Origin of the sequence: Cedecea lapagei (assembly GCF_900635955.1) — a bacterium.
Lineage (GTDB): Bacteria > Pseudomonadota > Gammaproteobacteria > Enterobacterales > Enterobacteriaceae > Cedecea > Cedecea lapagei.
The window spans coordinates 3,727,515-3,749,311 of the sequence record NZ_LR134201.1 but is presented as its reverse complement, the minus strand read 5'-3'; the positions used below and the strand labels follow the sequence as shown (position 1 = coordinate 3,749,311).

Sequence of the window (21,797 nt, the reverse complement as noted above, 5' to 3'; positions counted from 1 at the left end):
GATGGCGATGAAAAAGCTCCTCATAGCGTCGCTGCTGTTTAGCAGCGCCACCGTATACGGTGCAGACGGGTTCGTGGTGAAAGACATTCATTTCGAAGGCCTGCAGCGAGTCGCCGTCGGTGCGGCCCTCCTCAGTATGCCGGTGCGCGTAGGCGACACCGTCTCTGACGAGGATATCAGTAATACAATCCGCTCACTGTTCGCCACCGGCAACTTTGAAGATGTGCGTGTTCTGCGTGATGGCAATACGCTGCTGGTGCAGGTTAAAGAGCGCCCGACGATTGCCAGCATCACCTTCTCCGGCAACAAGTCGGTGAAAGATGACATGCTCAAGCAGAACCTTGAAGCCTCCGGCGTGCGCGTGGGTGAATCCCTCGATCGTACGACGCTGGGCGACATCGAGAAAGGGCTGGAAGACTTCTACTACAGCGTCGGTAAATACAGCGCCAGCGTTAAAGCTGTCGTCACGCCGCTGCCGCGGAACCGCGTTGACCTGAAGCTGGTCTTCCAGGAAGGCGTCTCCGCGAAAATCCAGCAGATCAACATCGTGGGTAACCATGCGTTTACCACTGATGAGCTGATCTCCCGCTTCCAGCTGCGCGATGAAGTGCCGTGGTGGAACGTTGTGGGCGATCGCAAATACCAGAAACAGAAGCTGGCGGGTGACCTTGAAACCCTGCGTAGCTACTATCTGGATCGCGGCTATGCGCGTTTCAACATCGACTCCACGCAGGTTAGCCTGACGCCGGACAAGAAAAGCATTTACGTGACCATCAACATCACCGAAGGCGAGCAGTACAAGATTGCTGGCGTGGATGTGAAGGGCAATCTGGCAGGCCATTCTGCGGAAATCGAAGGCCTGACCAAAATGCAGCCGGGTGAGCTGTATAACGGCACCAAAGTCACGAAAATGGAAGACGACATTAAGAAGCTGCTGGGTCGCTATGGTTACGCCTATCCGCGCGTCCAGACTCAGCCAGAAATTAATGACGCTGACAAAACCGTTAAGCTCCACGTTAACGTGGACTCCGGTAACCGTTACTACGTTCGCAAGATCCGCTTCGAAGGTAACGACACCAGTAAAGACTCCGTTCTGCGTCGCGAAATGCGTCAGATGGAAGGGGCATGGCTGGGTAGCAACCTGGTAGACGCCGGTAAAGAGCGTCTGAACCGTCTGGGCTACTTCGAGACCGTCGATGTGGATACCCAGCGCGTGTCCGGCAGCCCGGATCAGGTTGACGTTGTCTATAAGGTTAAAGAGCGTAACACCGGTAGCTTCAACTTCGGTGTAGGCTACGGTACTGAAAGCGGCGTGAGCTTCCAGGTCGGCGTGCAGCAGGATAACTGGCTGGGTACGGGCTACTCTGTCGGCATCAGCGGCACCAAAAACGACTACCAGACCTACGCGGAACTGTCGGCGACCGATCCGTACTTCACCGTTGATGGCGTTAGCCTCGGCGGCCGTATCTTCTACAACGACTTTAAGGCCGATGATGCGGATCTGTCCGACTACACCAACAAGAGCTACGGTGTAGACACGACGCTGGGCTTCCCGGTTAACGAATACAACACGCTGCGTCTGGGTGTCGGCTACGTTCACAACGATCTGTCGAACATGCAACCGCAGATAGCGATGTGGCGTTATCTGGATTCTGTGGGCCAGAACCCAACTCTGAACGCCAACAGCAACAGTTTCTCGGCGGATGACTTCACTCTGAACTATGGTTGGACATACAACAACCTTGACCGTGGTTACTTCCCGACGGACGGTTCTCGCGTCAACCTGAATGGTAAAGTAACCATTCCAGGCTCTGATAACGAGTTCTACAAAGTGACGTTAGATACGGCGACCTACGTGCCGATTAACGACGATCACACCTGGGTGGTTCTGGGTCGTACTCGTTGGGGTTATGGCGATGGTCTGGGTGGCAAAGAGCTGCCGTTCTACGAGAACTTCTATGCCGGTGGTTCAAGCACCGTGCGTGGTTTCCAGTCGAACAACATCGGTCCAAAAGCCGCTTACTATGGTCCGAATCAGCGTAACTGTACAACCGGCAACCTGTGTAACTCGAACGATGCGGTGGGCGGTAACGCCATGGGCGTGGCCAGCCTTGAGCTGATTACCCCGACGCCGTTCCTGAGTGAGAAGTACTCGAACTCTGTTCGTACTTCCCTGTTTGCTGATGCAGGTACCGTTTGGGATACCAAATGGGAGAACACCGCTGACACCAGAGCAGCGGGTATACCTGACTACAGTTCGCCAAGTAATATTCGTATGTCTGCAGGTATAGCATTGCAGTGGATGTCTCCTCTTGGGCCGCTGGTCTTCTCTTATGCCCAGCCGTTTAAGAAATATGATGGAGACAAGGCAGAACAGTTCCAGTTTAACATTGGTAAAACCTGGTAATCTGTTCTGTGCGATGGACCGCAACAGCAGTGAGGCGTTACACCCGTTAACCGCTTAGTCAGTTTGCGGGTGTTCGCAAAAAACAGTGTCTTCGGACACCTATGGGATGGTAAGGAGTTTATAGTGAAAAAGTGGTTAGTTGCCGCAGGTCTCGGGATTGCTATGGTTGCTTCAGCCGGCGCTCAGGCTGCCTCCAGCATCGCAGTAGTCAACATGGGCAACCTGTTCCAGCAGGTCGCACAAAACACCGGTGTTTCTAAAACCCTGGAAAATGAGTTCAAAGGCCGCGCCGGCGAACTGCAGGGAATGGAAAACGATCTGCAATCCAAAATGCAGCGCCTGCAGCGCGATGGTTCAACCATGAAAGCTTCAGATCGCAGCAAAATGGAAAAAGACGTGATGGCACAGCGCCAGTCGTTTTCCGAAAAAGCACAGGCTTTTGAGCAGGATCGCAACCGTCGTTCCAACGAAGAGCGCAGCAAGCTGGTCACTCGTATCCAGGCCGCTGTGAAGAAAGTTGCAGACGACAAAGGTTATGATGTTGTTCTTGATGCAAACACCGTTGCTTACGCAGGTAACGACGTGAAAGACATCACTGCAGACGTACTGAAACAGGTTAAATAAGTAATGTCTTCAATTCGACTGGCTGAATTAGCCCAGCAGTTGGATGCAGAGTTGCACGGTGATGGCGATATCGTCATCACCGGCGTTGCATCTATGCAAACTGCCCAGTCTGGCCATATCACCTTCATGGTTAACCCTCGTTATCGTGAACAACTGGCCGTCTGCCAGGCTTCTGCCGTCGTGATGACCGAAGCCGACCTTCCTTACGCTAAAAGCGCGGCGCTGGTAGTGAAGAATCCCTACCTGACCTATGCCCGTATGGCACAAATTCTTGATACTACGCCTCAGCCAGCCAGCGATATCGCCCCCAGTGCGGCGATCGACGCGACGGCGAAGCTGGGTAAAAATGTTTCTGTCGGCGCGAACGCCGTTATCGAGTCCGGCGTTGAGCTTGGCGATAACGTGGTTATTGGCGCGGGCTGCTTCATCGGCAAAAATACCAAAATCGGTGCCGGTACCCGTTTATGGGCGAATGTCTCCATTTACCACAACATCGATATTGGCGCAGGCTGCCTGATTCAATCCAGTACGGTGATTGGTTCAGACGGCTTCGGCTACGCTAACGATCGCGGCAACTGGGTGAAAATCCCCCAACTTGGCCGGGTGATTATTGGCGATCGCGTTGAGATTGGCGCCTGTACGACCATCGATCGCGGCGCGCTTGATGACACGATTATCGGCAATGGTGTTATCATTGATAACCAGTGCCAGATTGCACATAACGTTGTGATTGGCGACAATACCGCGGTTGCGGGTGGCGTTATCATGGCCGGCAGCCTGAAAATTGGCCGCTACTGCATGATTGGTGGCGCCAGCGTGATCAACGGCCATATGGAAATCTGTGACAAGGTGACCGTGACCGGTATGGGCATGGTGATGCGCCCGATCACGGAGCCGGGAGTCTACTCCTCGGGTATCCCGCTACAGCCGAATAAGGCGTGGCGTAAAACGGCTGCTCTGGTGATGAACATCGATGAGATGAGCAAACGCTTAAAAGCCGTCGAACGTAAGGTCAATCAACAAGACTGATCGTCGCCTGCTCCCTGCGCTGCCGTGCTTCGGGCCCTGAGGACTGAAGCGTGAGCCGCGCATTTTGATTTGCGGCCTGCTGGCTTTCTTTGATAGCCGCAGGCCGTGTTATTATTGTCATTTAGAATATTTAGACAGGAAGAGTATTTTGACAACTGACACTCATACTCTGCACATTGAAGAGATTTTAGAGCTTCTGCCGCACCGTTATCCGTTCTTGCTGGTTGACCGCGTGCTGGATTTTGAAGAAGGTCGTTTTCTGCGCGCAGTAAAAAATGTATCTGTAAATGAGCCGTTTTTCCAGGGCCACTTCCCTGGCAAACCGATTTTCCCGGGCGTGCTGATCCTGGAAGCCATGGCGCAGGCCACCGGTATTCTGGCGTTTAAAAGCGTCGGTAAACTTGAGCCGGGCGAGCTGTATTACTTTGCCGGTATCGATGAAGCGCGCTTTAAGCGTCCTGTCGTGCCAGGTGACCAGATGGTTATGGAAGTGACCTTTGAGAAGACTCGTCGTGGTTTGACGCGTTTCAAAGGCGTTGCAACCGTTGACGGAAAAATTGTCTGCGAAGCAACAATGATGTGCGCACGCAGCCGGGAGGCATAATACGTGATTGATAAGTCCGCCTTTATTCATCCAACCGCTATCGTGGAAGAGGGGGCCGTCATTGGCGCCAACGTCCACATTGGCCCATTTTGTCTCGTAGGTCCAAACGTTGAAATCGGCGAAGGCACGGTACTGAAATCCCACGTTGTCGCAAACGGTCATACCAAAATTGGCCGTGATAACCAGATTTACCAGTTCGCGTCTATCGGTGAAGCTAACCAGGATCTGAAATATGCGGGCGAGCCTACGCGCGTGGAAATTGGCGATCGCAACCGCATTCGCGAAAGCGTCACCATCCATCGCGGTACGGTGCAAGATGCTGGATTAACGAAGGTGGGAAGCGATAACCTGCTGATGATCAATGCGCACGTTGCGCATGATTGCCAGATTGGCGATCGCGTTATCCTGGCGAACAACGCAACGCTCGCAGGTCACGTACAGATTGGGGATCACGCCATCATCGGTGGGATGACCGCGGTGCATCAGTTCTGCATCATCGGCGCTCACGTTATGGTTGGCGGCTGTTCCGGCGTAGCACAGGATGTTCCACCTTACGTTATCGCGCAGGGCAACCATGCGACACCGTTTGGCGTGAACATCGAAGGCCTGAAGCGTCGTGGTTTCAGCAAAGAGGCGCTGCATGCAATTCGTAACGCCTACAAGATCCTCTATCGCAGCGGCAAAACGCTTGAAGAGGCGAAGCCGGAAATTGCTGAAATTGCAGCTCAGCATCCGGAAGTGAACGCATTTGTTGAATTCTTTGCGCGCTCAACCCGCGGTTTGATTCGCTAAATGAAGCCCGATCGTCCCCTCACGATTGCCCTGGTCGCCGGAGAAACTTCCGGCGATATTCTTGGTGCCGGGCTGATTCGCGAGCTGAAGGCCCGCGTGCCTGATGCGCGCTTCGTTGGCGTTGCCGGCCCGCTGATGCAGGCTGAAGGCTGTGAAGCCTGGTATGAGATGGAAGAGCTTGCGGTGATGGGCATTGTTGAAGTGCTTGGCCGCTTACGCCGCCTGCTGCACATTCGCAGCGATCTCACCAGGCGCTTCACCGAGCTGCAGCCGGATGTGTTTGTCGGTATCGACGCGCCGGACTTCAACATTACCCTTGAAGGCAATCTCAAGAAGCAGGGGATTCGCACGATCCACTACGTCAGCCCGTCCGTCTGGGCATGGCGACAAAAACGCGTTTTCAAAATTGGCAGAGCGACCGATCTGGTGCTGGCTTTTCTGCCTTTCGAAAAAGCGTTTTACGACCGGTTTAACGTCCCGTGTCGTTTTATCGGGCATACCATGGCAGATGCCATGCCGCTCGATCCGGATAAAAATGCCGCTCGCGCAACGCTGGGCATTGCCCCTGAGGCAAAATGCCTTGCGCTGCTGCCCGGCAGCCGTGGCGCTGAGGTCGAAATGCTCAGCGCGGACTTCCTGAGAACCGCTCAGCTGCTGCGCAAGCGCTGGCCGGCGCTGGAAGTTGTAGTGCCGCTGGTCAACGCTAAGCGCCGCGAGCAGTTTGAAAAAATTAAGGCTGAAATTGCCCCGGAGCTGCAGGTCCATCTGCTGGATGGTAAAGCCCGCGAAGCGATGATTGCCAGCGACGCAGCGCTTCTGGCCTCTGGTACCGCAGCGCTTGAGTGTATGCTGGCGAAATGCCCGATGGTTGTCGGCTACCGCATGAAGCCGTTCACCTTCTGGCTGGCGAAGCGCCTGGTGAAAACCGACTACGTTTCCCTGCCGAATCTGCTGGCGGGGCGCGAACTGGTTAAAGAGCTGCTGCAAAATGAGTGTGAGCCGATCGGGCTTGCCTGTGCGTTGGAGCCGCTGCTGGAAGACGGCGCGGTAAGCCATCAAATGCACGATACCTTCCGGGATTTGCATCAGCAGATCCGCTGCAACGCGGACAAACAGGCGGCTGATGCCGTGCTGGAGCTTGCCCAATGATAGAGTTTGTTTATCCCCATACGCATCTGGTCGCTGGCGTTGATGAAGTGGGCCGTGGGCCTTTGGTGGGCGCGGTGGTTACCGCCGCGGTGATCCTCGATCCGGCAAGGCCGATCGTTGGGCTGGCGGATTCGAAGAAATTATCTGAAAAACGCCGCCTGGCGCTGTATGACGAGATAGTGGAGAAGGCGCTGAGCTGGAGCCTGGGCCGTGCCGAGCCGGAAGAGATTGATAAAATCAATATCCTGCACGCGACCATGCTGGCGATGCAGCGTGCGGTTGCTGGTCTGCATATCGCCCCGGAATATGTGCTGATTGATGGTAATCGCTGTCCTGCGCTCCCTGTACCGTCGCTGGCGGTGGTGAAAGGCGACAGCAGAGTGGCGGAAATCAGCGCGGCGTCGATACTTGCCAAAGTTACGCGCGACCGTGAAATGGCCGAGCTGGATCTCAGTTTCCCGCAGTACGGTTTTGCCCAACATAAGGGCTACCCAACCGCTTTTCATCTCGAGAAGCTGGCCGAGCACGGGGCGACCGAGCACCATCGCCGCAGCTTTGGCCCCGTCAAACGCGCGCTTGGACTGGTGTCCTGAGCGCGAGTAGCTGATACAGAGTAATTGGTGAGAGATGGCTGAACCACGTTTCATTCACCTTCGGGTGCACAGCGACTATTCCATGATTGATGGGCTGGCTAAGACCGGACCGCTGGTAAAAAAAGCCGCGGCGCTGGGCATGCCTGCGCTTGCTATCACCGATTTCACCAACCTTTGCGGGCTGGTAAAATTCTACGGTTCCGGCCATGGCGCCGGCATCAAGCCGATCATCGGCGCGGATTTCAACGTGGCTAACGAGCTGCTGGGTGACGAACTGAGTCATCTGACGGTGCTGGCCGCGAACAATGAAGGCTACCAAAACCTCACCTTACTGATCTCCCGAGCCTATCAGCGCGGCTACGGCGCCGCAGGCCCGATCATCGATCGTGATTGGCTGGTTGAGCTGAATGAAGGTTTGATCCTGCTGTCCGGTGGGCGCATGGGGGATATTGGCAAAAGCCTGCTTCGTGGGAACCTGCCGCTGGTCGATCAGTGTCTGGCGTTCTGGCAGCAGCATTTTGCCGATCGCTTCTATCTGGAACTGATCCGCACCGGCCGGGTTGACGAAGAGAACTATCTCCACGCTGCCGTGGCGCTGGCCGAAGAACGCGGCCTGCCGGTAGTGGCTACCAACGACGTCCGCTTTCTCGATGCTGGCGACTTTGATGCGCATGAGATCCGCGTTGCTATCCACGATGGCTTCACGCTGGACGATCCTAAGCGCCCGCGTAACTACTCCGCTCAGCAGTACATGCGTAGCGAAGAAGAGATGTGCGAGCTCTTCTCGGACATCCCGGAAGCGCTCGAAAACAGCGTCGAAATAGCCAAGCGCTGCAACGTCACCGTGCGCCTCGGCGAGTACTTCCTGCCGCAGTTCCCGACGGGGGAGATGACCACCGAAGACTTCCTGGTCATGAAGTCCAAAGAGGGACTTGAAGAGCGTCTTGAGTTTCTGTTCCCCGACCCGGAAGTTCGTGCCGAAAAACGCCCCGAATATGACGAACGTCTGGATATCGAGCTGCAGGTTATCAACCAGATGGGGTTCCCCGGCTACTTCCTGATCGTGATGGAGTTTATCCAGTGGTCTAAGGATAACGGCGTGCCGGTAGGGCCGGGGCGTGGCTCCGGTGCAGGTTCGCTGGTGGCCTATGCGCTTAAAATTACCGACCTCGATCCGCTCGAGTTTGACCTGCTGTTCGAACGTTTCCTTAACCCGGAACGTGTTTCGATGCCTGACTTCGACGTCGACTTCTGCATGGAAAAACGTGACCAGGTTATCGACCACGTGTCGGAGATGTATGGTCGTGAAGCCGTTTCGCAGATCATTACCTTCGGGACGATGGCGGCGAAAGCGGTTATCCGTGACGTAGGCCGCGTGCTCGGCCACCCTTACGGCTTTGTCGATCGTATTTCCAAGCTGGTGCCACCAGATCCCGGCATGACGCTGGCGAAAGCCTTTGAGGCCGAGCCTCAGCTGCCGGAGATCTACGAGGCTGACGAAGAGGTTAAAGCGCTGATCGATATGGCGCGTAAGCTGGAAGGCGTCACGCGTAACGCCGGTAAGCACGCCGGGGGCGTGGTTATCGCGCCGACAAAAATTACCGATTTTGCGCCGCTTTACTGCGACGATCAGGGGCAGCACCCTGTTACCCAGTTTGATAAGAACGACGTTGAGTATGCGGGCCTGGTGAAGTTTGACTTCCTGGGACTGCGTACGCTGACGATCATCGACTGGGCGCTGAAAATGATCAACCCGCGCCGGGCAAAACAGGGGCTGGAGCCGATTGATATCGCTGCCATCCCGCTGGAAGACAAGAAAAGCTTCGACATGCTGCAGCGCTCGGAGACCACCGCGGTCTTCCAGCTTGAATCCCGCGGCATGAAGGACCTTATCAAACGTCTGCAGCCTGACTGCTTCGAAGATATGATCGCCCTGGTGGCCCTGTTCCGTCCTGGCCCGCTTCAGTCGGGGATGGTAGATAACTTCATCGACCGTAAGCACGGGCGGGAAGAGATCTCCTACCCGGACGTGCAATGGCAGCACGAAAGCCTGAAGCCGGTGCTGGAGCCAACCTACGGCATTATCCTGTATCAGGAACAGGTTATGCAGATTGCCCAGGTGCTTTCCGGTTATACCCTTGGCGGCGCGGATATGCTGCGTCGTGCTATGGGTAAAAAGAAACCGGAAGAGATGGCCAAGCAGCGCGGCACCTTTGAAGAGGGCGCGATCAAAAACGGCGTCGACGGCGAGCTGTCGATGAAAATCTTTGACCTGGTAGAGAAATTTGCCGGGTACGGCTTCAACAAATCCCACTCCGCCGCCTATGCTTTGGTCTCATACCAGACGCTGTGGCTGAAGGCGCACTATCCGGCAGAGTTTATGGCGGCGGTAATGACCGCCGATATGGACAACACCGAGAAAGTGGTTGGCCTGGTGGACGAGTGCTGGCGCATGGGGCTGAAGGTTCTGTCGCCGGACATTAACTCTGGTCTCTACCATTTCCACGTTAACGATGACGGGGAAATTGTTTACGGTATCGGCGCGATCAAAGGCGTGGGCGAAGGCCCTATTGAAGCCATTATCGAAGCGCGTAACCAGGGCGGGCACTTCCTCGATCTCTTTGATTTGTGTGCCCGTACCGATATTAAAAAGCTAAACCGCAGGGTGCTGGAAAAGCTCATTATGTCCGGGGCATTTGACCGACTTGGGCCGCATCGCGCCGCGCTGATGAACGCTTTGGGTGATGCGCTAAAGGCGGCCGATCAGCACGCGAAAGCGGAGGCTATCGGTCAGGCGGATATGTTTGGCGTGCTGGCAGAAGAGCCAGAGCAGGTCGAAAAATCCTACGCCAGCGTGATCCCATGGCCGGATCAGGTGGTGCTGGAAGGGGAGCGTGAAACGCTTGGGCTGTACCTTACCGGCCACCCGATTAACCAGTACCTGAAAGAAATTGAGCGCTATGTCGGTGGCATGCGCCTGAAAGAGATGCACCCGACAGAACGTGGTAAAGTGACCACGGCTGCGGGTCTGGTGATTGCTTCGCGGGTTATGGTCACCAAGCGGGGTAATCGCATCGGCATCTGTACGCTGGATGACCGTTCCGGTCGTCTGGAAGTGATGTTATTCACAGATGCGCTAGAAAAATACCAGCATCTGCTGGAAAAAGACCGTATCCTGATCGTCAGCGGACAGGTCAGCTTTGATGACTTCAGCGGAGGGCTTAAGATGACGGCCCGCGAGCTGATGGACATCGACGAAGCCCGTGAAAAGTACGCGCGTGGGCTTGCTATCTCGCTGACGGACAGGCAAATTGATGACCAGCTTTTAAACCGTCTCCGTCAGTCTCTGGAACCCCATCGTTCGGGGACAATTCCAGTACATCTCTACTATCAGAGGGTGGATGCACGTGCCCGGTTGCGCTTCGGTGCGACATGGCGCGTTTCCCCTAGCGATCGGTTACTTAACGATTTGCGAACGCTGATTGGTTCGGAGCAGGTGGAACTGGAGTTTGACTAAAACAGGAATATTATGAGTCTGAATTTCCTTGATTTCGAACAGCCGATTGCAGAGCTGGAAGCGAAAATCGATTCCCTGACGGCCGTTAGCCGCCAGGATGAAAAACTGGATATTAATCTGGACGAAGAAGTGCAGCGTCTGCGCGAGAAAAGCGTTGAGCTGACCCGCAAGATCTTCGCTGATTTAGGCGCATGGCAGATTGCGCAGCTGGCGCGCCATCCGCAGCGTCCGTACACCCTGGATTATGTTCGTCTGGCTTTTGATGAGTTTGACGAACTGGCGGGTGACCGTGCCTATGCCGACGATAAAGCCATTGTCGGGGGGATCGCCCGTCTGGAAGGTCGTCCGGTGATGATTATTGGTCACCAGAAAGGGCGTGAAACCAAAGAGAAAATCCGTCGTAACTTTGGTATGCCGGCGCCGGAAGGCTACCGCAAAGCGCTGCGTCTGATGGAAATGGCTGAGCGCTTTAACATGCCGATCATTACCTTCATCGACACGCCGGGCGCTTACCCGGGCGTTGGCGCTGAAGAGCGTGGTCAGTCTGAAGCGATTGCCCGTAACCTGCGTGAAATGTCCCGCCTGAAGGTGCCGGTCATCTGTACCGTCATCGGTGAAGGTGGCTCCGGCGGCGCGCTGGCCATTGGTGTGGGCGACAAGGTGAACATGCTGCAGTACAGCACCTATTCCGTTATTTCTCCGGAAGGCTGTGCGTCCATTCTGTGGAAAAGCGCCGATAAGGCTCCGCTGGCGGCAGAAGCGATGGGCATCGTTGCTCCGCGCCTGAAAGAGCTGAAGCTTATCGATACCGTTATTCCTGAGCCGCTGGGCGGCGCGCACCGCAACCCGGAAGTGATGGCTGCTTCCCTGCGTGCGCAGCTGCTGGCCGACCTGGCCGATCTCGATGTGCTGAATAAAGACGAGCTGTTAAACCGTCGTTACCAGCGCCTGATGAGCTACGGCTACGCCTGATTTCAGGCCGTTGAATAGCGATAAGGGCCGGATTTTCCGGCCCTTTTTGCATTTATCGCTTCATGGAAAAGCCCATTGCGCTATGCTTAGCAAAGTCTTTTTCCAGGAGGTGACTATTGAATACCATTGCTATCATGGGGCCGCACGGCGTTTTCTACAAAGACGAGCCGATCAAGGAGCTGCATCACGCGCTTGAGCAGCAGGGCTTTCAGCTCATCTATCCTACCAACAGCACCGACCTTCTTAAGCTGATTGAGCATAATCCCCGTATCTGCGGCGTCGTTTTTGACTGGGATGAGTACAGCCTCGACCTGTGCAGCGAAATTAATCTGCTCAATGAAGATCTGCCGCTTTATGCGTTTATCAATACCCACTCCTCTCTGGACGTTAGCGTCAATGAAATGCGCATGGCGCTGTGGTTCTTCGAGTATGCGCTGAGCGCGGCCGACGACATCGCCCTGCGTATTCGCCAGTACACCGACGAATACCTGGATACCATCACGCCGCCGCTGACCAGAGCGCTGTTTACCTACGTGAAAGAGGGGAAGTACACCTTCTGCACGCCGGGGCACATGGCCGGCACCGCTTACCAGAAAAGCCCGGTTGGCTGCCTGTTTTACGACTTCTTTGGCGGCAACACGCTGAAGGCGGACGTTTCGATCTCGGTGACGGAGCTGGGCTCGCTGCTGGACCATACCGGTCCGCATCTGGAGGCGGAAGAGTATATCGCCCGCACCTTTGGTGCCGAGCAGAGCTATATGGTGACCAACGGCACTTCCACGTCCAACAAGATCGTCGGCATGTACGCGGCGCCGTCCGGCAGCACGATACTGGTCGATCGTAACTGCCATAAATCGCTGACCCATTTGCTGATGATGACTAATCTGGTGCCCATCTGGATGAAGCCTACGCGCAATGCGCTGGGCATTCTGGGGGGCATTCCGCAGCGTGAGTTCACCCGGGAAAATATCGAAAGCAAGGTCGCAGAGATACCGAACGCCCAGTGGCCGGTACACGCGGTTATCACCAACTCGACCTACGATGGGCTGCTGTATAACACCGATTTCATCAAGAAAACGCTGGATGTGCCGTCTATTCACTTTGATTCCGCGTGGGTGCCCTATACCAACTTCCACCCGATTTATCAGGGCAAAAGTGGCATGAGCGGCGATCGTGTGCCGGGCAAGATTATCTACGAGACCCAGTCGACCCATAAGCTGCTGGCAGCTTTCTCTCAGGCTTCGCTTATTCATATTAAAGGGGACTACGACGAAGAGACCTTTAACGAAGCCTACATGATGCATACCACAACCTCCCCGAGCTACCCGCTGGTGGCCTCCATCGAAACCGCGGCGGCGATGCTGCGTGGCAACACCGGCAAAAGGTTGATTAATCGTTCTGTTGAGCGAGCTTTGCATTTCCGTCGTGAAGTGCAGCGCCTGCGCGAAGAGTCGGAGGACTGGTTCTTCGATATCTGGCAGCCGGATCACGTGGATGAGGCGGAGTGCTGGCCGATCGCACCCGGCGAGGAAGACTGGCATGGCTTCCGGGACGCCGATGCGGATCACATGTACCTCGATCCGATCAAAGTGACCATCCTGACACCGGGCATGAGCGAGCTGGGCGAGATGGCGGAAGAGGGGATCCCTGCGGCGCTGGTGGCTAAGTTTCTCGATGAGCGTGGCGTCGTGGTAGAGAAAACCGGCCCGTATAACCTGCTGTTCCTGTTCAGTATCGGAATAGATAAGACAAAAGCGTTAAGCCTGCTGCGTGGCCTGACGGAGTTTAAACGCTCTTACGATCTTAATCTGCGGGTGAAAAATATGCTGCCGGATCTGTACGCTGAAGATCCGGACTTTTATCGCAACATGCGCATTCAGACGCTGGCGCAGGGGATCCATAAGCTTATCAAGCAGCATAACCTGCCCGATCTGATGCTGCGCGCCTTTGATGTGCTGCCGGAAATGCGCATGACGCCGCACGAAGCCTATCAGCAGCAGGTGAAAGGCAATGTAGAAACGGTGGAGATTGAAGAGCTTTTGGGGAGAGTTTCGGCCAATATGATCCTGCCTTATCCGCCTGGCGTGCCGGTGGTGATGCCGGGAGAGGTGATCACCAAAGAGAGCCGCGCGGTGCTCGACTTCCTGCTGATGCTGTGTTCGGTGGGCGAGCATTATCCGGGCTTTGAAACCGACATTCACGGGGCAAAACTCGGCGAGGATGGGATCTACAGAGTACGAGTCTTAAAAGAGGCCTGAGGGCTTGCTTTGCAGGGAAGTGATGATTACCTTGCCTGCAGTAACTAAGGAGATTTTATGCTGGGTTTAAAGCAAATTCACCACGTCGCGATTATCGCGTCGGACTACGAACGCAGTAAGCAGTTCTATTGTGATGTGCTGGGGTTCACGCTCGAATCGGAAGTTTACCGCAAGGAGCGGGACTCCTGGAAAGGCGATCTGGCGCTGAACGGCCAGTACGTTATTGAGCTGTTCTCGTTTCCCTTCCCGCCCGCCCGGCCGAGTCGCCCTGAGGCCTGCGGGCTTCGTCACCTGGCCTTCAGCGTGGAAAACGTCGAGCAGGCGATAACGCATCTGGAAAGCCACGGCGTGAAATGCGAACCGATTCGCATCGATCCCTGGACGAATAAACGCTTCACCTTCTTCAGCGATCCTGACGGCCTGCCGCTGGAACTTTATCAGCAGTAAACCTTGCCAGCGTCGCGAATGCCCGGTAATTTGCCGGGCAAACCCCTCGTAACGACGAACTATGACTATCCGAGAACTTGAATCTTTCCTGCATCCGCACCGCCAGCTGCTGGTGGCGTTTAGCGGCGGGCTGGATTCAACCGTTCTGCTGCATCAGCTGGTGACCCTGCGCGACACTCTTCAGCCTGAGCTTAATATCAGGGCCATGCATATCCATCATGGGCTCAGCCCGCGAGCAGATAGCTGGGTGGACCATTGCCGGGCGCTTTGTGAGCAATGGCGTGTGGCTCTGGAAGTGGCTTACGTGAAGCTTCCCTCAGGCGGGCAGGGCATTGAAGGTGAGGCACGTGCGGCTCGCTATCAGGCGCTTTCGGGTTCTCTTCAGGCTGGAGAAGTTCTTCTCACGGCACAGCATCTTGATGACCAGTGCGAAACCTTCCTGCTCGCACTTAAACGCGGAAGCGGTCCTGCTGGACTGGCGTCGATGCCCGCTATCCTGCCTTTCGGCGACACGCTACTACTGCGTCCGCTGCTGACAACCTCACGTTCTCAGCTTGAGGCGTGGGCTCAGGCCGGGCAGCTCAGCTGGATTGAAGACGAAAGCAATCAGGACGATAAATACGACAGAAACTTCCTGCGCCTGAGAGTCGTTCCTCTGCTGCAACAGCGGTGGCCACACTTTTCCCGCAGCGTGGCCCGCAGTGCTGATTTGTGCGGCGAGCAGGAGCAGCTCCTTGACGAGCTGCTGGCGGAGCAGCTGGATCAGCTGATGTCTGAGCAGGGGGCACTGCATATTGAACCGATGCTGACGATGAGCGAGGTCAGGCGATTTGCCCTGGTGCGTCGCTGGCTGTCCTGGCATCGTGCCGCGATGCCGTCCAGAGCCTGGCTTCAGCGTCTATGGCAGGAAGTTGCCTTAAGCCGGGAAGACGCAAATCCGCGACTCCGGCTTGGCGAGCATGAAATCAGGCGTTTTCAGGGGGAGCTGTTTTGGGTGCCGCTGCTGAATGTCGACAAAGAGAAAAGCTATTCATGGCCTGCGCCTTTCAGGCCTCTGCATCTGCCGGGACTGGGCACCGTTTCCTTCAGCGAGCAGGGGATTGCAGTCCGTGCGCCTGAAGAGGGGGAAACCGTCAGCCTGCGCTTTAAGGCACCGGGCCTGCTGCATATTGTCGGCCGGGATAAAGGACGCTCGCTGAAGAAAATCTGGCAGGAGCTTGGTGTTCCGCCCTGGCAGCGAGAGGCCACGCCGCTGCTGTTTTATGGCGAGCAACTGATTGCGGCAGCAGGCATTTTTGTCACCCGTGAAGGGCAGGCAACGGAACGTTCATGCTGGCATATAGACTGGCAAAAGGGAGTTAAGCAATGAGAAAAGTGATACTGCTGATCGGGCTAATGGCCTGCAGCCTGCCCGTTTTGGCGAAAGGGAATGCACAAGCAGGAGAGGCAAAGGCAATAACCTGCGTTGCCTGCCATGGCATGAGTGGAAAAGCCTCCGCGCCGCTCTATCCCAACATCGGTGGGCAAAACGAAGCCTATCTTGAACATTCGCTTCAGGCTTACAAAAAAGGGGAGCGCAGCGGCGGCCAGGCTGAGATCATGAAGGCTTACGTCAGCGGCCTTTCGGAAGAAGATATCAGCAATCTGGCGGCGTATTACGCCTCCATGAAGCCGTAAACAAAACGGGCAGCCTGGTGGGCTGCCCGTTTTGTTTATATGCGGTGACAACGGTTATTCGACGCTAACCACGATGGTGCCAATTTCGGGGTGGCTGAAGCTGTTAATTTTATCAAGGCGTAACTCTCGCGTAGCGCCGGCGTCATCGACAATCAGGTATTCGACGTTTTTACGTGAAACCAGATCGCTCGCTTTGGCCTTGAAAATTTCCCCGTCTTTTAACTCCAGCGTCAGTAACAAGTGATGCTGGCAGGCGAGCTCGAGATTGTCATAATCATCACAGTTGATGGGTTGATACGCATCATTCATTGACATAATCGCTCACCAGTAAGTTCGCGGCAGCATAAGCCGCCTGTTCCCTGACCGACTCCGAGACGGCCTCGCAGGAGGCGACTTCGTTCAGAGCCTTCAATACGCATCCTAAGGCATCAGGAATGTAGCCTAAGTCACCGCTGGCAATTTCCGCGTAGCGTTGCCGAACCAATTCACAATACTTTTCCACATAACCTCCTCTCAGAGTCCAGACTTCAGACCTACCCGTGGGGTCAGTCTAAGCCTACGAAGATAAACTCTGTTTAGCAAGGTGACTATACCACAGCAATGTAACCGATATCAGCCATGCAAATATACCCGTCATACTTCGAGCCGCAGGTGCGTTAGCTGCACTCGCTCACCCCAGTCACTTACTTTGTGTAAGCTCCTGGGGACTCACGAGCTTGCCGCCTGCCTGCAACTCGAATTATTTAGGCTATACCCGTCATACTTCGAGCCGCAGGTGCGTTAGCTGCACTCGCTCACCCCAGTCACTTACTTTGTGTAAGCTCCTGGGGACTCACGAGCTTGCCGCCTGCCTGCAACTCGAATTATTTAAGCTATACCCGTCATACTTCAAGCCGCAGGAGACATATTTCGCTACAATAGCGCGCAATTGTGTATGGAGAAGCGTGATGGCGTTAAAAGCGACAATTTATAAGGCGACGGTGAATGTGGCCGATCTCGATCGTAATCGGTTTCTGGACAGTAGCCTGACGCTGGCACGTCATCCTTCGGAAACGCAGGAGCGCATGATGCTGCGCCTGCTGGCGTGGATTAAATACGCGGATGAGCGCCTTGAGTTTACCCGTGGCCTCAGCGCGGAAGACGAGCCGGAGATCTGGCGTAAAAACGATCATCTTGGCATTGATTTGTGGGTTGAGCTTGGTCTGCCGGAAGAGCGCCGGGTGAAAAAAGCCTGCAGCCAGTCGGCCGAGGTGGCATTGTTTACCTATAATAGTCGGGCGGCGGAAATTTGGTGGCAGCAGAACCAGAATCGCCTGAGTCAGTTTAAAAATCTGTCTGTCTGGTATCTGGATGACGCACAGCTGGCGAAGCTAAGCGAGTTTGGCACGCGTACCATGAACCTGCAGGCGACTATCCAGGACGGCGCTATCTGGCTGTCCGATAGCGAGAATAATCTGGAAATCCATTTTACGGCCTGGCAGCAGCAATGATTTCGGTGTCGCGAACGGTATCTATCCCGGACAATGAGGTCACGATTACCGCGATTCGCGCCCAGGGGGCAGGTGGGCAGCATGTGAATAAAACCTCAACGGCTATTCATTTGCGCTTTGATATCTCTGCCTCCAGCCTGCCAGAGTCGTATAAGATACGTCTGCTGGCGGCAAGTCATCACTTAATTACGCCCGAGGGCGTGGTGGTGATCAAAGCTCAGGAATACCGAAGTCAGGAGATGAACCGCGAAGCGGCGGTAGCTCGTCTGGTTTCACTGATACAAGAACTCACCGTAGTGCAGAAGAGCCGTCGGGCGACAAAGCCGACACGAGCTTCTAAAGAGCGGCGTCTGGCCTCGAAGGCGCAGAAGTCGACGACCAAATCACTACGCGGAAAAGTCCGCCGCCATCCGGAGTAGCGGCGGGCATTGGGACAACGGCATAAGGATTAAAGCATGAAGAAGAGTCTTCTGGCTGCGCTGGCAGCGCTCAGCCTGTTCACGCTATTTGGCTGTAATAATCGTACGGAAACGCAAACCCTGATCCCTGCTCAGGCGGCGGAGCTGAAGCCGATGCAGCAGAGCTATCGCGGCGTTATACCTTGCGCGGACTGCGAGGGGATTGAAACCTCGCTGTTCCTGGAAAAGGACGGTACCTGGGTAATGAACCAGGCGTATCAGGGCAGAGGCGCTTCCTTTGCCAGCTATGGTAAATGGGCGCGCACCGCCGATAAGCTCGTCTTAACCGACAGCGAAGGCGAAAAGCAGTACTTCCATCCAAAGGGCGACAGCCTGGTGATGCTGGACCGCGAAGGCAACCCAATCGACTCTCAGTTTAACTACACGCTGAAAGCTGTCGATGCGAAGCTGCCGTCAACGCCAATGCCGATGAAAGGTAAATACAAATATATGGCTGACGCTGCGGTATTCCAGGACTGTGCGACGGGTAAAACCTTTGCCGTCGCGGATAACGCAGAGCTGGAGAGAGCCTATGCGGCAGCTCGCGGCAAGAACAGCGCGCCAATCCTGCTGGTAGTGGAAGGGCACTTTACGCTGCAGGCTTCCCCGGACAGTGGCGAACTGCAAAAAGCGCTGGTGGCCGACAAGGGCGCGAAGTTTAAGCCCGGCAAAGAGTGTAACGACTAAAACGAAAAAGCCCGTCCATCTGGACGGGCTTTTTTATGCTCAGCGGCAAATTAGCCTTTGATCTGCTTCACCAGGAAATCAACGATTTCGTTGGTTTTGATCATCTGCTTCTCACCGGCACGGCGGTGTTTGTATTCGATCTCTTCGTTGTCGAGATTGCGGTCGCCGATCACGATGGTGTGAGGAATACCAATCAGTTCCATATCGGCAAACATCACGCCCGGACGCTCTTTACGGTCATCCAGCAGCACGTCAATACCCTGCGCACGCAGCGTGGTATACAGCTCTTCAGCCAGCTGCTGCACGCGGAAGGATTTGTGCATGTTCATTGGCAGAATCGCAACGTGGAATGGAGCGATAGCATCTGGCCACAGGATACCGCGGTCATCAAAGTTCTGTTCAATAGCGGCGGCAACCACGCGGGTAACACCGATGCCGTAGCAGCCCATCGTCAGCGTCTGGTTACGGCCATCTTCGCCCTGAACGGCAGCTTTCAGCGCCTCAGAGTACTTGGTGCCCAGCTGGAAGATGTGGCCCACTTCAATGCCGCGCTTGATCATCAACGTGCCTTTGCCATCCGGGCTTGGATCGCCAGCAACAACGTTGCGGATATCCGCAACTTCAGGCAGCGGCAGGTCGCGTTCCCAGTTAATGCCGACAAAGTGTTTGCCGTCGATGTTTGCGCCAGCAGCGAAATCACTCATAGCGGCAACGCTGCGGTCGATAATCACCGGAACAGGCATATTGATCGGACCCAGTGAACCCGGACCTGCTTTCACGATATCGCGAATTTCCTGTTCTGTGGCGAAAGTGAGCGGGCTTGCTACCTGCGGCAGTTTCTCGGCTTTCACTTCGTTCAGCTCATGATCGCCGCGAATCAGCAAAGCAACCAGCGGATAAGCGCTGCCTTCTGTGGCTTTCACCAGCAGAGTTTTCACCGTTTTCTCAACCGGCAGGTTGAACTGCTCAACCAGCTCGGCGATGGTTTTGGCGTTCGGCGTATCAATCTGGCTCATTTCTGCAGCGGGGGCCGCACGGCCTGCCGCCGGCGCGAGGGCTTCAGCGAACTCAATATTTGCCGCGTAGTCTGAGCTGTCAGAGAAGATCACATCATCTTCACCGCTCTGTGCCAGCACCTGGAATTCATGGGAAGCGCTGCCGCCGATAGAGCCGGTGTCCGCCTGCACGGCGCGGAAGTCCAGGCCCATGCGGGAGAAAATCTTGCTGTAAGCTTCATACATCTTGTCGTAGGTTTCCTGCAGGGACTCCTGAGACGTATGGAACGAGTAGGCGTCTTTCATCAGGAATTCGCGGGAACGCATAACGCCAAAACGTGGGCGCACTTCGTCGCGGAATTTGGTCTGGATCTGGAAAAGATTCAGCGGCAGCTGTTTGTAAGAGCTCAGCTCGTTGCGAATCAGATCGGTGATCACCTCTTCGTGAGTTGGGCCGAGGACGAAAGGACGTTCGCCGCGGTCAACAAAACGCAGTAGCTCAGGGCCGTATTGCTCCCAACGCCCGCTCTCCTGCCACAGGTCGGCTGGTTGAACAACCGGCATGCACATTTCGATAGCACCGGCGTTGTTCATCTCTTCACGCACGATGTTTTCGACCTTCTTCAGGACGCGCAAACCGGTCGGCAGCCAGGTGTATAAACCGGAGGCCAGCTTACGGATCATCCCGGCGCGCAGCATCAGCTGGTGGCTGACTACTTCAGCGTCGGCAGGTGTCTCCTTCAGAGTGGAGAGCAGATATTGGCTAGTACGCATGTTGTTACGGTTCCATTTGAACGGCAGTTCGCAGGCCACAGACGGCCTGCTGCAAAAAAAAGTGGTTTAGTTTACCAGTGTGGCAGAGATGTCAAAAGAGAGGGGGGCTAAATTAACTCGCTTCGAGCGCAAACACCTCAAAGCCTTGTTCTGTGATGCGCCAGCGGACGTTAAAGTCCAGCAGCAGAACAGCGTAAGTCTTCCCGACATCCTCGCCTTTACGATAAGCAGGACGTGGGTCCTGAGCAAGCACCTGACGGATAAAACGCGCAATATGCGGATAGCGGCCTTCGAGTCCGGTGAGCTGGTGTTGGACCTCCGGGGTAAAGGTCACGTTTATTTCCGCCTGAGGGGCGTGCTGCGCATAGCCGGCGCGCGCGTCAGGGAAGGCTTCAGCAAAAGGCAGGTACGGTTTTATGTCTACAATCGGCGTACCGTCCACCAAATCGAGGCTGCCAAGCTGCAAAATCACTTCGTCTTTCTGGCAACGGATGCCTTTCAGTTCAACCAGCGACATCCCAATCGGATTAGGGCGAAAGGTGGAGCGTGTAGCAAACACGCCCATTCGCGCGTTCCCGCCAAGGCGAGGAGGTCGTACCGTTGGTCGCCAGCCGCCGTCCATTGTCTGGTGGAAGACAAACAGCAGCCACAGGTGGCTAAAGGCTTCCAGCCCGCGAACGGCATCGGCCTGGCTGTAAGGGGCAAGCAGGTGCAGTTCACCACCGCCATCTTCGACCAGGCCTGGCTGACGCGGGACGGCGAACTTTTCTTTATAAGGGGAGCGGATTACGCCAATTTGCGAAAACTGAAATGGGGTCATTGCGCCGAAACTTGTAGCGCAGAGCCCACGCAAACGGCCTGACGGTAGCACCCTGGCGCACCCGTAGTGATATCACAGCTGTGCTGCAGAACCGCATTGGCTTTTAGTTTGGAGGCGTTAATCTGCATGCGCTTGCGTGCTGTCGGGATATTCGGAGGCGAATCCTGATTGCTTGCCTGGCAAGACTCTCCGCTGACTTCGCCTAAATCACGGAACGGTTTACCCACTAAGTCTTCTGCGTTGGTGTAGATCCTGACCGGAGCAGGGCGAGGGGCTTTAGGTTTTTCGGTTTCGGCCTTCGGCGCAGCTGCCGTGCTTTTAACGGGTTCTACTGGGGATCTGCTTAGCATTGAACAGCCGCTCAGCATAAATGCTAATAAACAGATCGGTAAAGCACGCATAATTTTTCCTCAATGAATATAAAACGGGGAACATTGAAGCAAGCCCGAACCAAAATAACAAGGCGGGCTTGTGCCCGCCTTTAATTATTTACGTAAAACTGAA

The 21,797-nt window shown here is 55.4% G+C and carries 21 protein-coding genes; 16 read left to right on the top strand and 5 right to left on the bottom strand.

Annotation, left to right across the window (positions count from 1 at the left end; translation table 11 throughout):
• Position 1 precedes the first annotated feature (1 nt).
• The 13 genes from bamA (at position 2) to EL098_RS18225 (ending at position 16,069) form a co-directional block, all read left to right on the top strand.
• On the top strand, positions 2-2,407 hold the full coding sequence (gene bamA, locus EL098_RS18285; protein ID WP_126357496.1) for an outer membrane protein assembly factor BamA: 2,406 nt from the start codon (positions 2-4) through the stop codon (positions 2,405-2,407).
• 123 nt (positions 2,408-2,530) lie between these two features.
• A complete protein-coding gene (gene skp, locus EL098_RS18280) occupies positions 2,531-3,031 on the top strand; it encodes a molecular chaperone Skp (RefSeq protein WP_061273709.1) in 501 nt (166 codons plus the stop codon).
• A 3-nt stretch (positions 3,032-3,034) separates the two neighbouring features.
• Positions 3,035-4,060, top strand: coding sequence for a UDP-3-O-(3-hydroxymyristoyl)glucosamine N-acyltransferase (gene lpxD / locus EL098_RS18275; protein ID WP_126357495.1), 1,026 nt, complete (start codon positions 3,035-3,037; stop codon positions 4,058-4,060).
• Between the two features lie 148 nt (positions 4,061-4,208).
• Positions 4,209-4,664 (top strand): 3-hydroxyacyl-ACP dehydratase FabZ, encoded by a 456-nt coding sequence (gene fabZ, locus EL098_RS18270; protein ID WP_016534975.1) that lies wholly within the window; start codon positions 4,209-4,211, stop codon positions 4,662-4,664.
• Positions 4,665-4,667: 3 nt separating this feature from the next.
• On the top strand, positions 4,668-5,456 hold the full coding sequence (gene lpxA, locus EL098_RS18265; RefSeq protein ID WP_126357494.1) for an acyl-ACP--UDP-N-acetylglucosamine O-acyltransferase: 789 nt from the start codon (positions 4,668-4,670) through the stop codon (positions 5,454-5,456).
• Complete coding sequence (gene lpxB / locus EL098_RS18260) at positions 5,457-6,605, top strand: lipid-A-disaccharide synthase (protein ID WP_126357493.1); 1,149 nt, start codon at positions 5,457-5,459, stop codon at positions 6,603-6,605.
• On the top strand, positions 6,602-7,198 hold the full coding sequence (gene rnhB, locus EL098_RS18255; RefSeq protein WP_126357492.1) for a ribonuclease HII: 597 nt from the start codon (positions 6,602-6,604) through the stop codon (positions 7,196-7,198). Before lpxB ends, rnhB begins: the two co-directional genes overlap by 4 nt.
• A 34-nt stretch (positions 7,199-7,232) precedes the next feature.
• Positions 7,233-10,715, top strand: coding sequence for a DNA polymerase III subunit alpha (gene dnaE / locus EL098_RS18250; protein WP_126357491.1), 3,483 nt, complete (start codon positions 7,233-7,235; stop codon positions 10,713-10,715).
• 12 nt (positions 10,716-10,727) lie between these two features.
• Positions 10,728-11,687: an acetyl-CoA carboxylase carboxyl transferase subunit alpha gene (accA, locus tag EL098_RS18245; RefSeq protein ID WP_038475420.1), complete on the top strand. Its 960-nt coding sequence runs from the start codon at positions 10,728-10,730 to the stop codon at positions 11,685-11,687.
• A 116-nt stretch (positions 11,688-11,803) separates the two neighbouring features.
• Positions 11,804-13,945 (top strand): lysine decarboxylase LdcC, encoded by a 2,142-nt coding sequence (locus EL098_RS18240; RefSeq protein WP_126357490.1) that lies wholly within the window; start codon positions 11,804-11,806, stop codon positions 13,943-13,945.
• A gap of 57 nt (positions 13,946-14,002) precedes the next feature.
• Positions 14,003-14,392, top strand: coding sequence for a VOC family protein (locus EL098_RS18235; protein WP_126357489.1), 390 nt, complete (start codon positions 14,003-14,005; stop codon positions 14,390-14,392).
• Positions 14,393-14,453: 61 nt separating this feature from the next.
• Positions 14,454-15,761 carry a tRNA lysidine(34) synthetase TilS gene (gene tilS / locus EL098_RS18230; RefSeq protein WP_126357488.1) on the top strand — a complete coding sequence of 436 codons (1,308 nt, stop codon included), beginning with the start codon at positions 14,454-14,456 and terminating at the stop codon, positions 15,759-15,761.
• The gene (locus tag EL098_RS18225; protein ID WP_126357487.1) at positions 15,758-16,069 is read left to right on the top strand and encodes a c-type cytochrome; all 312 of its coding nucleotides are present in this window, start codon (positions 15,758-15,760) and stop codon (positions 16,067-16,069) included. Before tilS ends, EL098_RS18225 begins: the two co-directional genes overlap by 4 nt.
• Positions 16,070-16,123: 54 nt before the next feature.
• Here the strand turns inward: EL098_RS18225 and rof are convergent, their stop codons facing one another.
• Entirely contained in the window at positions 16,124-16,384 is a 261-nt protein-coding gene (gene rof / locus EL098_RS18220; protein WP_126357486.1) for a Rho-binding antiterminator, read from the bottom strand.
• Positions 16,371-16,571: a YaeP family protein gene (locus EL098_RS18215; RefSeq protein WP_126357485.1), complete on the bottom strand. Its 201-nt coding sequence runs from the start codon at positions 16,569-16,571 to the stop codon at positions 16,371-16,373. The genes rof and EL098_RS18215 overlap by 14 nt, the downstream gene beginning before the upstream one ends.
• Before the next feature lie 445 nt (positions 16,572-17,016).
• Between EL098_RS18215 and EL098_RS18210 the strand changes: the two genes are divergently transcribed.
• Genes EL098_RS18210 through nlpE form a run of 3 tightly spaced genes read left to right on the top strand, consistent with a single transcriptional unit; the run spans position 17,017 to position 18,704 of the window.
• The gene (locus EL098_RS18210) at positions 17,017-17,559 is read left to right on the top strand and encodes a YaeQ family protein (RefSeq protein WP_126357484.1); all 543 of its coding nucleotides are present in this window, start codon (positions 17,017-17,019) and stop codon (positions 17,557-17,559) included.
• Positions 17,556-17,978 carry an alternative ribosome rescue aminoacyl-tRNA hydrolase ArfB gene (arfB, locus tag EL098_RS18205; RefSeq protein ID WP_126357483.1) on the top strand — a complete coding sequence of 141 codons (423 nt, stop codon included), beginning with the start codon at positions 17,556-17,558 and terminating at the stop codon, positions 17,976-17,978. The genes EL098_RS18210 and arfB overlap by 4 nt, the downstream gene beginning before the upstream one ends.
• 36 nt (positions 17,979-18,014) lie before the next feature.
• Positions 18,015-18,704: an envelope stress response activation lipoprotein NlpE gene (gene nlpE / locus EL098_RS18200; protein WP_126357482.1), complete on the top strand. Its 690-nt coding sequence runs from the start codon at positions 18,015-18,017 to the stop codon at positions 18,702-18,704.
• A gap of 50 nt (positions 18,705-18,754) precedes the next feature.
• Here nlpE and proS read toward each other — a convergent pair whose 3' ends face one another.
• The 3 genes from proS to rcsF form a co-directional block, all read right to left on the bottom strand.
• Entirely contained in the window at positions 18,755-20,473 is a 1,719-nt protein-coding gene (proS, locus tag EL098_RS18195) for a proline--tRNA ligase (protein ID WP_126357481.1), read from the bottom strand.
• Between the two features lie 112 nt (positions 20,474-20,585).
• On the bottom strand, positions 20,586-21,293 hold the full coding sequence (gene tsaA, locus EL098_RS18190; protein ID WP_126357480.1) for a tRNA (N6-threonylcarbamoyladenosine(37)-N6)-methyltransferase TrmO: 708 nt from the start codon (positions 21,291-21,293) through the stop codon (positions 20,586-20,588).
• The gene (rcsF, locus tag EL098_RS18185; protein ID WP_126357479.1) at positions 21,290-21,694 is read right to left on the bottom strand and encodes an Rcs stress response system protein RcsF; all 405 of its coding nucleotides are present in this window, start codon (positions 21,692-21,694) and stop codon (positions 21,290-21,292) included. The genes tsaA and rcsF overlap by 4 nt, the downstream gene beginning before the upstream one ends.
• Positions 21,695-21,797 lie beyond the last annotated feature (103 nt).